This window comes from Borreliella americana, assembly GCF_021043605.1.
GTDB classification, from domain to species: domain Bacteria; phylum Spirochaetota; class Spirochaetia; order Borreliales; family Borreliaceae; genus Borreliella; species Borreliella americana.
Genome location: NZ_JAJNFB010000019.1, coordinates 1 through 13,774, shown reverse-complemented (window position 1 = coordinate 13,774; position 13,774 = coordinate 1). Strand labels below are relative to the sequence as shown.

Here is a 13,774-nt window from a genome sequence, read left to right as displayed (position 1 = left end):
AATTTTAACATCAAAAGAGCAACCTTTAAAATCTAATTTTTTCAAAAAATTAAACTTTAACATTTAAATAGCAAGCTTTAACTTTTTTTGAGTCTTCTATACAAAATCACATAATTTTATAAATTATATTATTAATCTCCGATCCCCCTTCCCCTATCAGACTAATTATTATATAGTCTGGAATTTTTACCTATTAGAGGTATTTTTATAAATTTTTTCAATAAACAAAATTGCCGCCTGCTAAATAGTAATAAACAAATATTATAGGTGGGCTGTAAAGATTTACTGAGAGATTGATTTAAAAAGTTAAAATTGTTTGTAAAAATACATTTGTTGTTTAGCATGAGATATACAAGAAACTGCCAAATTTATCGGAAGAAATAGCAAAAAAAGATGTATGGTACATATTCTTTAAATGGAAAAACTTCATTTAATATAAAATACTAACCTTGACAATAAACTACCTATAAAAATAGTTAAACATTGTTGTGAATTAAATGATAAATTTAATTTCATATTAAAATCTTGTGAATTCAAATATACTTTTGAAAAGTATTTTCTTGATTAGTGTTAGGATATATTCTATACTTATAATCTATATTATCATTCATATATCATTTTATTTTTTAAAATTATTATAAGTTTAATAAAAAAAGAAAAGGGTTTGTTTTTTTAAAGCAACTAAAGAAGTTATTATTTATAAATAAAAATAATATATAAATCTATTTATTCCTGACGAATTTCCCATTTAATGACTATTAACTCACAAATCAATTTTACCATAAAAGTAAAACAAATAGTAAGTAATTGCAAATTTAACAAAATGCAGGTTATTTTTTATTGGCATAAACAGTTTACAGCATCTTTTTTTAAATTTTTAAAACTTCTTTTTATCTGAAAATAAATTTGGGATTTTTTAATATTTGCATATAACAGTATTATATATCTTAAATTATAAAAGAAGTATTAGCAATAAAATTTTCTATATTTTAGTAATTTCAATTTTAATGGTTGGCTGTGATTTGGGGGCTATTAGAAATAAAATTACAGAAATTTCTGGGTTATTAAAAAGGTAAGAAAGACTAAAAATCAAGACAGGATAGAATTGGGTAAAAATAATTTTGTATCTAAAAACAACATTACAACATCAAGTAAAAAAACTTCCTCTCAAATCTTACAAATAGATTCTCATCAATACATGTCAGATGATTCTAATATACAAGAGAAGGAAAAGCCTCTACAAAATCCAAGTCTAGCAATTCACGATGACTCTCTTGATCAAATTAATGTAAAAATAGAAAAAATAGAAGAAAATAAATAACCTATTATCCATCATGGCTCAATAGAGCAAAATAACTCAAAAAATGGTCTTACTAAACATAAAACTTGGGTTATTCCTTCAGAAGAAGAAATTAAATCTAATTTAAAAAGGTTTGCAGAAAAAGATTATGAGAAAGCATCTCTTGCAAAAATTAAAAGTGATGATCAGATTGTTAAGGAAGCTAATTTTGAAAACAATTTAAACAATGCACTTCTTGATATTAAAGAATATCATAAAATAATGTCAGATTTATTATTCTCTAACCTAAGCACATCTCTTCTAAATAGAAGAATGCCGTCTGATAAAGCCATATTATGGGTAAAATTAGAAGAAATGCGTTTCTTTTATAGATCAATCAATTAATTCTTGGGTATCTGCTAAAGATATGCTAGAAAATGATAAAGATAGACTAGCAAACTCTATTCATAAAAGAATAAACAAAGAAAATGAAAATTCATACTGGTTCAGCAGTACTTTTAACAAACGCAACATACAAGATTTAGCAAGTCGATCATAGATCTTTCTACTGAATGCATTAAAGATATAGAAAATGCTGTTAGTTTTCTTCAATATGGAAATGAACGCAGAAAAGAAATAGAGAAACATATACACTAAAGATGTAAGCTTTAGCACATTTAAAAAGGAAAATAGACAAAATATTGATAAAAAATTAACCAAAACATATTAATACTAAACAAAATCACCTATAAAAAGCATTTTTCAAATAAATTTATGAATCATTAATTCTCATAAAAATTAGTGGATCATTTTCTTTTATATTAGAAATAAAATAAATTAAAATTAGAAGCAGCACCAGGCAAAGAAGTACCACCTTCTTTTACTTGCACCAGAATTTCCAAAAAACTTGCAAGACACAAACAATATTGTTGTTAGCAGAACAATACACATATTACTCCTTCTAATCATTAATACCCCATTCTTTTCTTTTTAGTTATTCATTACCACCCAAATATCAATTTATTATAAAGCAAATATAGAGTAGAGACAATAATTTAAAATTTATTTGCCATACTTGTTTTAAACATTGTACTTTTGTTATTTACTGAATTATCATAATTTCTTCAATATTATTATATTAATATATGTAATAATATTGAAATGAAACATGCTGCCATTTTATCATAATTATACAAATCATACCATTTATAATGAAAGATATAAATACATGCCTTTATTGGAATATTAACATCTTACAATGAATGGATTGAAATACAATTCAGTCCCATAAATTTTTTTACCATCCTAATAATCCCAATAATCCCAATAATCCCAATAATCCCAATAATCCCAATAATCCCAATAAATAGAAATTTTGTTTCAAATACTTATTTCAATTTAGCTTTCACTATTTACATTGCCAAATATTCAATTTTAGCCGATACACTTACTATAAAATTCTTCATTGGGATCCAAGTTAATTCAACTCTAAGAACTAATATAGATATCATAAGTTTACTAAATAATAAAAAATAAAATATTAGAAGTATCAAAGAAAGATGACATTATTAATTTTGAGAATGAATCATGCTCTCTAATCGCAAAGGTAAATAAAGTAATAGAAGAATTTAAAAAAGAAAAAAGTGATTCGATAGTATTTAACATTTCTAATAGTTCCAAAAAAAATATTGAGATTGTTAATGAATGCATTAAGAAGTTAATGGGAAAAGTAATAAGCTTCTTTTGACCGATGTTAGAAGCAGTAGAAATGGAGTGTCCGGTGAGTTACTACATAAGAATGCTAAAAGTAATTCATAAGAATTTATGAGCCATTGAAATTACTAAGCTAAGCTGTTGCAATTATAGCAGAAACATGCAAACGTCTTGCTTATAATATAGAATAGAATAAAAAAATAAGCAATTTTTATGCTTTTATTAAAATGCTTTATTTATAAGCAGAAAGTTTAAAAAAATAAAAATTTTACTTGTATTTAATAATAAAATATGCGGGTATTTTTCTTTTTGATATTTAAAATGCTATCTTAAGCTACTAAAACACCTTAATATTGAAATTATTTTAAATCAAACTTCATGTGATATTAAGCATATAAAAGATTGAATAAAAACTATAAGATTAAGATAGTGTACTTATAACTTTTAACTCAAAACCTAAAGAAAGAGCATATATATTAAATTAAGTATAAAAAATAAAAAAGAATAAACAAGAAAATTTTTTGGATGGAAACTTTCCAAAAAATAACATAGCTAAAACCAATACAAGTTGAGATTTTATTTTATTGTAAAAGCAAACTTTCTCTTTTACAATAAAATAAAAAAAGTCTTTATTAAAAAAATTAAAATAAATAAATTTAACAAAAACTAATCAAAAATAAACCAAAACGGACTTTTAAAAAAGCTCAAAATATTATAAAACTTCCGGCAATAAAAATATTATTATGATTATTTAGATAATATAATATCGTTCAATATACAATATTGTATACAATACAATATTGTATTATATTTAATATTGTATTTTAAATTTTAAGTAAGGAGAATATTTATGAAATATAATATAATTGTAAGCATATTAGTTTTTTTACTTTTAGCCTGCAATCCATATTTTAACACCAATAAAAAAGATACTAAACACCAGTCTATTAAAAAAGAAAAATCAAAGTCCACTAATAATGGATCAAAAACTAACATAAAAATAAGTCAAAATCAAAAAGAAAACTCTAATTCAAGAAAAAAAGAGGTCTCTAACCAAAAAGAAGAAGAAAAAAAAATAATCTCTAACCAAAAAGAAAACTCTAATTCAAGAAAAAAAGAGGTCTCTAACCAAAAAGAAGAAGAAAAAGACAAAGACACAAATAGAAAAATAAGCAACACATCACTTGATGATTTAAGAAATTTAATAGAAACAGCTAACTTAGATAGAGAAAAAGATATAAAAAAATTAAAAGAAGAAACTTCAGAACAATATGGAATGTTAGCTGCTTTCGAACTATTGCATTGGGGAACACCACCAGATGAAAATAAAAAAATATCTGACAATGTACCTCGATCTAAAGAATTTAGGAGGCAGATTTATAGCTTCTTAAATCCTGTTGATGCCAACGAATACAAGAAATTTGCAGAAATTATAATATTGACAGGCCACAAATACTATCTATTAAACGAACTTTACGAGTTTGGAATCCTTTTCGACAACACAATTGATACAATTGTTAAATTGTATTCCAAAAAAGATACTATGAATAAATTAAACAATTCAACTTTAGAGAATCTTAAAAATTCGTTTAAAAAATTATTATCTACAAAAATAATCGTATCAAAAATGTTTAAGCAATTTTTATTAGATGATGAAAATAATAAATATCTTATTAAAAAAGATACCCTTAAACTTGCACCTCGTATAGATTCAATTTTCGATCAAATTAGAACAACAAAAGATGAAGCAAATGAGCTAAACAATATCATATCCTCAATATATAAAAACATTTAGGTTAAATACTAAAATTGTTGCACAATATCCAGCCTATCCTTTATTAAGGGTAGGCTTAACGTTTTAACCAAAGATTACAAAAAAATTTCCATCTATAATTAACACAATAAATAAAAATCAGATAATAATATTTATTAATAATATATTATAAAGTTTACAATGCAAAATTGCAATTTAAATAGAAGAAAAACACATAAATTAATTTGATTTTTAATAAATTGGAAACGTTTTAAAATAAAGATGTTTTACAATGCTACCCTTATGCATAACAAACACTTGTTAATGTCTTATTATATTTTAATAAGCTTTTCATCTTTATTAATTAACTAAAAATTTATTCCTTTATGCTTCAAATTCTTAACTAAAAGAATCTTAAAGGATACTCATAACTGGCAAACAATTGATAATTCTTTATTGTAAAATTTGTATACCTTGCTTTCCATTTTTTTAAATGATTTAGTGTAAATCGATAGTATTCAGTATTCTCTCTTTTTCATTTTTCCTCAATAAAGGTATCAGGAAAATCCTTATCTCAATGTCACAATAACAAACAATGTACAAAAAATAAGTATTAATAAAACAAATGCATTTATAGAGCTCATAAAATTAGCTAAAATTGAACATATAGCTAATGTTAAAACTAAAAACATACGAGATAATGTGCTATTAATAGAAGTTATAGTCCCTAAAACTTTTGAATCCACATTTTTTCTTAAGAAATATTTTAAATTATTATATTAAAATAAATAGAAATTAAAATTTCCAAAAACATTATTATAGCAATAAATATGTAAATATGTGCAACTATTTTTATTAAACTAGTAACAAAAATATCATAGCTAAAATAACACAAATATCATCATAAATATCATATTTTGAATGTTTAATTTTTCTTTAAAAAAGATGTCTATGCTTCCACAATATCTGATAAGCTAAACAGTATATGTATAATTCCAAATATACTAATAGCTATTCTTATCAGCAAAATTGCTTACCAGCATAAATAAAAAGGTTGATAAAAAATTGAATAGAGCCATTTAAAATAAATAATTCTAAAAGTTCTTTAGGCAATGTCCAGTTTATTTATAAATTGATTTTGCTGAGAAATATGGAAAAAGCTTGAAATAAGCTTGAGTAATCTTATTTTAGATATAAAGTTACTATATCTAAAATAAGATATTAAAGCAAGCTTTGGTTGATTTGTCCAAAGATTAGTTTTTTAATTAAAAAATTAATCTTATAACGTATTTGATTATTAAGAAGGGTTGAAAAAGATTTATAAATAACATAAATGGAGCCTTAATTATAAATTATGAAAATTAATTCTATTGTAAAAGCAAATGATTCCAATATATCTTTGTATAAGGAATTATCAAAAGAATTTATAAAAAAAGAAAATATTAAGAAGATAGAAAATTTTTTCATTTTTGTAACAAATAGACTTTCTTCAATAGATGATACTTCAACAGAAGTAAATATAGATTCTTTACTAAAATCTATATTTGAAGAACTAAATTATTCAGCGGAACAACAAAAATGTGGACAAATAGAAGGAGTAAACTCTAAAGCAGTTATACTACTTTTTGAAAATGATAAATACAAATTAGATTTTAATAGCAAATTAGTAGCATCTGCAATTTTTAGGTCATATTCAAGTAAAGTTTCGTATAATTCTCCAAAACTTTTAGGGTCTCCAACCTTGATGTTTGTAATACTTGGCAATCCTCCCTATTGCGTAAGATCAAAAAATAATAATGAATATATACTAAATTTAATTCTTCTGAGCTTAGTTTTAGGTTCTTGACTTGGTATTTTTCTTCAAACTCTTTGGTTGATTTAAATGATATTATTTTGGCTATAGGTATTTCTTGTCCTAATAATTTATAATTATTGTCGTTAATGCTATAGGTTTTAGTATAGCTGAACCATGAATAATTTTTGAATCTGATGGGTGAAAAAATATAAGAGTACTTAAGTCCTTCAAGATCTTTAATTAAATTGTTGTGTTTATCTTTTAAAGCTCTTAAATAGCCGGATTTTGCCCATGTAAGAGTTTATTTTAAAAAAATTATAAAATAAATTTGAAAATATCTTTTGATGGGCTAAAATGATTTGTATGTATTTTAAATGTATATATTGTTATTGAGGTTTATAATAAATTTTTGTTTTTATTAAAAAGGTTTATAAGTAGTATACTGTTAAGCCTTTTTAATTTTTTTTAAATAGTTATTAGGGGAGAGGTGTTTGATATTGTTGTTCACTTTTTAATAATTTGCTTTGTCTTGTTGCACGCTGCTTTTTGTATGTAATTACTTTTTTTTGATGAAGATCTTAATGAAGATACGGTTGTTGATTTGATTTTTAGCATTGAGTTTATAGATAAAGAGATTTCTATTAAAGGCAAAGTAAGAAGTTCAAGCGTCATTCAAACGCCTTATGGAAAGGTTTTTGCGCTTGGCATTGTTTTTAATGAGGATAGTATACCACTTGAGTATACTATGATAATCCATAACTATTTAAACTATTTTGGAGATTAAAATTATTTTTATGTAGAAATTTGTTAGCAATGTCCAGTTTATTTATAAATTGATTTTGCTGAGAAATATGGAAAAAGCTTGAAATAAGCTTGAGTAATCTTATTTTAGATATAAAGTTACTATATCTAAATAAATTTTAATAATATTATTATTTTCTTTTTAAACTTTACAAGATATAAAGCTAAATCTTCTTTACTATGCTTATGATCTATACTTTTCTTATATCAATAATGATATAGCACACTTCCAATATGTCCACCTAAAATATAACTAATAATTAGTATCATTTTTACAAATGACATAAAAGCTAAAAGCTTTTTGAATTATTTTGGTATAGTTTAGCAAAACTAATATTGATTGTTCCGATGTTAATAGCAGCTGGCATCCCATATATAAACCATGAAATACAAAGAAGTATGAATGAAGAAGCTTTAAAAATAATAAAACAAAAAACCATTAGCAAAAAAATTGATGCTAAGTAAACAATTTTTCTATCAAAAATATCTGATATTACACCTAATGGAAATTCAAAAATAATAATTGCTAATATATAAAAAATTTGTACTATAGTAATATTTTTTAATGATAACCCTTTATTTACTATCAATAGCATTTAAGTTAGCCATAAGCCCATCTTCTATATCTATTAGATCTTTCAGAATTTCCGGACATCAATTCACCTGAGGATGTTGACCAACCAACATCGTAGAATATCAATACTCCATATTGGTTAGAAGTTTCTTATTCTAATGTTTTTATATCTTTTTCTATATCCACTTTAGCGGTGTCTATTAAATTTTTTAAATCATCTAGTAGTTTATTCTTTATTTTTTTCTTAGTGTCTTCTTCTTGTTTAGAAATTGCTTCTGTTTTAGGTTTTAATCCCTTTTTATAATGGATTTTAATTACAAAAACTTATCAATTAGGTAAGAAATATGACTTATTTATGATACATATAAAGAAATCAAAAATTTGTAAATTATGCCATATTTGATGATACAGTTTTTAAAACCTAAAAAAGCTACCATAGAATGGAACTAGAGCCCATTTCTATAATTTCATTTAGAAATAATAGTTCATTAAATATCAATCCAAATAATAAGAAACAGTTGTAACGACTCTTAATATCTTTTTTGGATAATGTTCTTGATCACCCAAGCTTCTATCAATAGGAAGAAATTCAAAATATCCTTGATTTGCATTTTTAATTTTTCCTAATTTTGAACTTGAATGTTTTGCAAATTCTAAAGCTGCCAATTTCGCATTTCTAATCGAATCTGCTAACATTTCGGGTTTTATATCATTAATATTGTCAAAATAATATCTTGGTCCCCCACTACTACTAATCAATATGCCCTGATTATAAAGCTCAGCAATATTTTTTTCTGCCGCTTCCATTTTCTCAATCCTTTTTGTATGAACATTTAAAGATATATATGCTCTATATTTATATAAAGCCTCTTTATAATTCTCTTCACTAAATTCCATAAATCCTATTTTTATATGATCTTCACTAAATCCATGTCTTAAGAAAAAGCTTATAATTTTAGATAAGCTTAAATTATTTGCTTTATTAATATCATTAATAGTATTGCCGGTCAAGCTATATCTGAGCTCCCAACTAGAAGATGTTGATAAAATTTCTTTTTCGCTAAGACCCTTAACTGTAATATAATTTTCATTTTTAATACCGATGTTTGTTATTCCGTGAGACATTATAATTGATGATATTAAAAAAAGTAACGAAAATAACAAGAAATATATTTCTTTTTTTCTAAACATAGATTACGTCTCCTAAAAGCAATAATAAATACCATGCTAGAATTGATGATTTAAATTTATTTTAACATATTATTTAGTATTGATAAATCTGAAAACATTTGGCAAATTAAAATTTAATACTTAAAATATAAAAATTTATTTTTTCAATTTTCAATATTTATATAGTCTATCTTATAAGATAGCAGATATGTATCGAGCATGCCTATCATAGAAATATTATTATGTTAATAATAGTAAAAGAGGAATAAAATGAAAATAAAAAAATAAGTACCACAAAATGGTATTTTTACTACTACTTTTAATTTTTATTTAGACTGCCTTGGCTACAGCAAGTATTACCCTACTTTTGTGGTCCTAAAACAACCAGAAATAGTGATAAGAGTACACACTCTTTCTCTCACCAAGAGGGGATTTCCTAGAGTATATAGAGTTAACCATCACAAACGAATACAGGGCAGATACTAGTAATATAAAACTAAAAAATATCGGTTGGATTCTTAGATAGTGAAAAATATAAAACCAAAGTGCATGATAAAGATAAAATAACTAACTTTGTAAGTACAGTCCTTAACGCATTACAACAAGAACCTGAATACGCTATCCAACTAATTCCTTATTTTTAAGAAGCTGTATATACTATAGTTTTTTTAAGTTTTGCTTCCTTATTAAGACTATAGAGTTTAAAATGGAATTTTTCATCTCGTTATAACTGACCATTTATTATCATCACTCCCAATTCCTTATTATTTAAACATGGTGAAACAATGGGATAAAATAAAACTTGCAACACATTGCAAAAAATCCATCCAAAGATATCATACACGGCAAACCAAGTAGTGCCCCCTAAGAACCGTTGGTTTTCATGGATATAATAAAGTATAAATACTTATATTATGCTATATCGATTTTATAAAACTTTGAACAGCGGATCAAATTGTTTAGCTCTGAGTAATCCTAAGATTACATTGAAAGAGTATTTACTACAAATTAGCATACTTTAAACAAATCTCTTAAAGATGCTATTTATGAGATTACAAAACTCAGTAGTCTTATAGAAGCGAAAGAGAAGATTGATGCGCGTAAGAAATTGGGCTTTCAATTTGAAAAGGAATTTGATACTAAGTTTGAAAACTTAAAGAAAATCAAAGATATTCTAAAGACTTTATGTGGCAAAGCTAAAGGTCACCTTGGTGGCATTCTTTCTGATGTTACTATTGATGGGATTACAAAAGATAAGGTAGGTCAAGCATCTCTTATTATTAAGCTAATACAAAAAACATTAATTTATATTAATGACGGCAGTAATGGTAGCCTTGATAGCATACTTGAAAAATTAGAAAAAGATGTGAAGTAATAAAATAAGAGAAACACAACAAAGGCATAAGAAAAGCGCCTTCAGAGGGCGCTTTTTATTTATTTATTTTAGATTCTTTTTAAGCTCATCTAATGAAATTTCATATGAACTATTTTCCTACAAATGTAATGTAGACAGCATTATCAATAGTTTCTATTTTTTTGCTTATAGGAATTTATTATTTCCTATTGATAGCCAGTAGTTAACAACATCAAATAATTTTCCCTTAGAATAGATTTATCACCTATCAAAAAGAATAAGTTACAATATTCAAGCCCAGTACATGAAAGTTGTATTTGAGCTTGAATATAATATTTAAAAAAATATTTATTACTCAAAAAATTGCCACTTCGATTATACTCTTCAATGACAATGCTCATATAATTAGAGTCACTATTTTTAGTTAAAAATTAGTATAAAAAAATCAAAAATCTTTTATGTATAAAACTATCAATCTTATAAGTTATTAAAGCTTCAGCTTGGCCCAAACTGAATGGTACTGGTTTTTTGTTCTAGTATTAAGAATATAAGTATTGAAAATGTATAAGCTATTTAAAATCTTATCAATACTTAAATTTTGGGCTCTCAGCTAGATTATCAAAAAAGAATTAAAGTACACCAAAAAAGGACTAAAACCTAAAACAAAAGCAACCTTTTCTAGCCAAGGAGCAAACTCTAGCCAAGAAGCTAACCCAAAAGAAAAAGAAGAAATCTCTAGTCTAGAAGAAGAAGAAGTAGTAGTAGGGGCCTCTAGTCAAAAAAGAGAAAACTCTAATATAAAAAGAAAAAACACACTACTTAATGATTTAAGAAATTTAATAAAAACAGCTCATACGGACAAAGAAAAAGATATAAAAAAATTAGAAGAAGAACCTTTAGATCAATATGGAGTATTAGTTTTTAAAGATCTTAATTGGAAAGAACCACCAAAAGAAAAGGTATTCAATAATTATTCCGAGAGATCTAAAAAATATCGAAGACGAATTTATAGCTTCTTAAGTGCCATTAATACCAATGAATTCAAAACATTCTCAGAAATTGTAAAATTGTCAAGTCAAAAAACAAACTTATTAAACACCCTTTACATTTTTGGAAGCTTTTTCGACGACACAATTGTTAGCTTATATTCCAAAAAAGATACCCTAGACAAATTAAACATCTCAGATTTGGAGAAGCTTAAAAATTCGTTTGAAGAATTATTGTCTACAAAAACAATCATCGAGAAAATGTTTAAGCACCTTTTATTAGATTATCAAAATGATACAAATCATATAAAAACAAATCTCACTAAACCTGAATCTCATGTAAATACACTTTTTAACCAAATTATAGAAATAAAAGAGAAAGCACAGAAACTAAAAAATATCATATCTTCAATATATAGTAGCATTTAAGTTATTACTAAAATTGTCTATAGATAAAAAATTCTTTGTAATCTTTGATTAAAGCATTAAGCCTATCCTTATTAAGGATAGGCTGCTTGAGTATAATTAACACAATAAATAAAAATTAACAATATATTTATTAAAGCCATATTAAAAGCTTACAATTCAAAATTGCAATTTAAATAAAGGAAAAAACACATAATTATTTTGCGATATTCAAAAAATCATTTCTTCTAAGAAATTATTACTTAGAAATTTTTAAATTCATTACTACTGAAAAGCAAAAGAGCCTCTAACACTGCTAAAAATTATCGTAACTCAAGTATATTATTATGATTATTCTAATAACACAATATTAAATACAATACAATATTGTGTTACATTCAATATTGTATTGTATTTAATATTGCATTATATTTAATATTATATTTTAGATTTTAAGTAAGGAGAATATTTATGAAGTATAATATAATTGTAAGCATCTTTATTTTTCTATTTTTAAATGCTTGCAATCCAGATTTTAACACCACTAAAAAAGATACGAAACATCAGCCTTTCAAAAAAGGATTAAAGTATACCAAAAAAAAAGGACTAAAACCTAAAACAAAAGCAACCTTTTCTAGCCAAGGAGCAAACTCTAGCCAAGAAGCTAACCCAAAAGAAAAAGAAGAAATCTCTAGTCTAGAAGAAGAAGAAGTAGTAGTAGGGGCCTCTAGTCAAAAAAGAGAAAACTCTAATATAAAAAGAAAAAACTCACTACTTAATGATTTAAGGAATTTAATAAAAACAGCTCATGCAGATAAAGAAAAATATATAAAAAAAATGGATGAAGAACCTAAAAACCAATATGAAATGTCGGTATTCAAAGAAATGCATTGGGAAGAACCACCAAAAGAAGCAGTATCCGATAATACTGAGAGATCTAATAGATATAGAAGAAGAACTTATGAGATCTTAAATACTATTGATACTAGTGAATTAAAAGAATTTTCAAACATAATAATATCGTCAACAAAAACAAACCTACTCTTTAACACCATTACCGGATTTGTAAGTATTTTTGACGATGTGATTGATAGCTTATACTCCAAAAAAGATTTTTTAGACAAACTAGACATTTCAGACTTAGAGAAGATTAAAAATTCGTTTGAAAAATTATTATCTATAAAACCCATCGTATCAAAAATGTTAAATCAAATTTTATTAGATTATAAAAATAATGAAAATCTCAAACAAACAAATAGTACTGAGCTTAAATCTTATATAACCAAAATCTACAATCAAATTAAAGAAAAAGAAGAAGAAGCAAAAAAGCTAGAAAATGACATTCTTTCAATAAATAAATTTTAAGTTATTAACTTTAAGCAAAGCCTATACCTAATAATAAATAGGCTTTGCTATTTTAAAATTTAAAATTAAAGATTTTTTTTAATCTTTTATTTTAATTGAGATAGGATTAATACCTACTCCATAGATACATCCTTTAAGTAAGCACCAATCTTAGTCTTATAAATAATAAATTGAGAATTCTTGAACAAAAATCTAAAATCTAAAATTTAAAAAAACATTCTAAGAATTGAAAATAAGATTTGAAAAAATTGGAATCCAAAGTGCAAAAATCATTATTATAAATAATGCAACAATTAAAATAACTAGTCAAACTATTTTGAGGATCTAAATCATTCAATAAAACCTTATGATTAAAATCTTTTAAAATAAAGCTAAAATAATTGTTAATACGCTTTTACCAACACTGCCCTTAATCGATGCAATTGTTATTGCTTTAGATTTTTTAGTATCCATTTTATAGGTGGTCCTTTCTCTGAATATTTTTTATTATAAAACTCATATACTTGTTTTTCTAATCTTGTAAATATGTCAAATAATGCTTTATTGTAATGATTATTTATCCCATTTACTTTTAATAGA

The 13,774-nt window shown here is 24.6% G+C and carries 10 protein-coding genes and 6 pseudogenes; 9 read left to right on the top strand and 7 right to left on the bottom strand.

What is annotated here, in order from left to right; all coding sequences use genetic code 11:
* Positions 1–533: 533 nt before the first annotated feature.
* Positions 534–611, bottom strand: coding sequence for a helix-turn-helix domain-containing protein (locus tag LRB30_RS05955; RefSeq protein ID WP_407928734.1), 78 nt, complete (start codon positions 609–611; stop codon positions 534–536).
* A gap of 494 nt (positions 612–1,105) precedes the next feature.
* On the opposite strand from LRB30_RS05955, the gene LRB30_RS04880 reads away from it, so the two are divergent.
* From LRB30_RS04880 to LRB30_RS04865, 5 genes and pseudogenes are all read left to right on the top strand, one after another.
* Positions 1,106–1,321 (top strand): hypothetical protein, encoded by a 216-nt coding sequence (locus tag LRB30_RS04880; RefSeq protein ID WP_231019889.1) that lies wholly within the window; start codon positions 1,106–1,108, stop codon positions 1,319–1,321.
* A gap of 385 nt (positions 1,322–1,706) precedes the next feature.
* A complete protein-coding gene (locus LRB30_RS05895) occupies positions 1,707–1,838 on the top strand; it encodes a hypothetical protein (protein WP_273700319.1) in 132 nt (43 codons plus the stop codon).
* Positions 1,839–2,447: 609 nt separating this feature from the next.
* Positions 2,448–2,782: pseudogene (locus tag LRB30_RS04875) on the top strand (hypothetical protein); the annotation flags it as partial.
* Positions 2,783–3,842: 1,060 nt separating this feature from the next.
* A complete protein-coding gene (locus LRB30_RS04870) occupies positions 3,843–4,787 on the top strand; it encodes a CRASP family complement regulator-acquiring lipoprotein (RefSeq protein ID WP_231019886.1) in 945 nt (314 codons plus the stop codon).
* Between the two features lie 1,312 nt (positions 4,788–6,099).
* A pseudogene (locus LRB30_RS04865) lies at positions 6,100–6,411 on the top strand (hypothetical protein); the annotation flags it as partial.
* A gap of 142 nt (positions 6,412–6,553) precedes the next feature.
* On the opposite strand, the pseudogene LRB30_RS04860 reads toward LRB30_RS04865, so the two are convergent.
* Positions 6,554–6,838, bottom strand: a pseudogene (locus LRB30_RS04860) (BB0158 famile outer surface lipoprotein); the annotation flags it as partial.
* A 285-nt stretch (positions 6,839–7,123) separates the two neighbouring features.
* On the opposite strand from LRB30_RS04860, the pseudogene LRB30_RS04855 reads away from it, so the two are divergent.
* Positions 7,124–7,324: pseudogene (locus tag LRB30_RS04855) on the top strand (PilZ domain-containing protein); the annotation flags it as partial.
* Between the two features lie 307 nt (positions 7,325–7,631).
* Here the strand turns inward: LRB30_RS04855 and LRB30_RS04850 are convergent.
* Together LRB30_RS04850 and LRB30_RS04845 are read right to left on the bottom strand one after the other, a co-directional pair.
* Complete coding sequence (locus LRB30_RS04850) at positions 7,632–7,937, bottom strand: MFS transporter (protein WP_231014343.1); 306 nt, start codon at positions 7,935–7,937, stop codon at positions 7,632–7,634.
* A gap of 473 nt (positions 7,938–8,410) precedes the next feature.
* Positions 8,411–9,106: an SIMPL domain-containing protein gene (locus LRB30_RS04845; protein WP_231014341.1), complete on the bottom strand. Its 696-nt coding sequence runs from the start codon at positions 9,104–9,106 to the stop codon at positions 8,411–8,413.
* Positions 9,107–10,193: 1,087 nt separating this feature from the next.
* Between LRB30_RS04845 and LRB30_RS04840 the strand changes: the two genes are divergently transcribed.
* Positions 10,194–10,460: a hypothetical protein gene (locus tag LRB30_RS04840; protein ID WP_231019884.1), complete on the top strand. Its 267-nt coding sequence runs from the start codon at positions 10,194–10,196 to the stop codon at positions 10,458–10,460.
* Between the two features lie 245 nt (positions 10,461–10,705).
* Here LRB30_RS04840 and LRB30_RS05980 read toward each other — a convergent pair.
* Positions 10,706–10,861: pseudogene (locus tag LRB30_RS05980) on the bottom strand (DUF244 domain-containing protein); the annotation flags it as partial.
* 192 nt (positions 10,862–11,053) lie between these two features.
* Between LRB30_RS05980 and LRB30_RS04830 the strand changes: the two are divergent.
* Positions 11,054–11,854 (top strand): virulence associated lipoprotein, encoded by an 801-nt coding sequence (locus LRB30_RS04830; RefSeq protein ID WP_337924899.1) that lies wholly within the window; start codon positions 11,054–11,056, stop codon positions 11,852–11,854.
* A 447-nt stretch (positions 11,855–12,301) separates the two neighbouring features.
* Positions 12,302–13,195 (top strand): virulence associated lipoprotein, encoded by an 894-nt coding sequence (locus LRB30_RS04825; RefSeq protein WP_231014338.1) that lies wholly within the window; start codon positions 12,302–12,304, stop codon positions 13,193–13,195.
* Between the two features lie 295 nt (positions 13,196–13,490).
* On the opposite strand, the pseudogene LRB30_RS04820 reads toward LRB30_RS04825, so the two are convergent.
* Positions 13,491–13,648 (bottom strand): annotated as a pseudogene (locus tag LRB30_RS04820) (nucleotide-binding protein); the annotation flags it as partial.
* Positions 13,621–13,722 carry a DUF226 domain-containing protein gene (locus LRB30_RS04815; protein WP_407928733.1) on the bottom strand — a complete coding sequence of 34 codons (102 nt, stop codon included), beginning with the start codon at positions 13,720–13,722 and terminating at the stop codon, positions 13,621–13,623. The gene LRB30_RS04815 and the pseudogene LRB30_RS04820, both read right to left, overlap by 28 nt.
* Positions 13,723–13,774 lie beyond the last annotated feature (52 nt).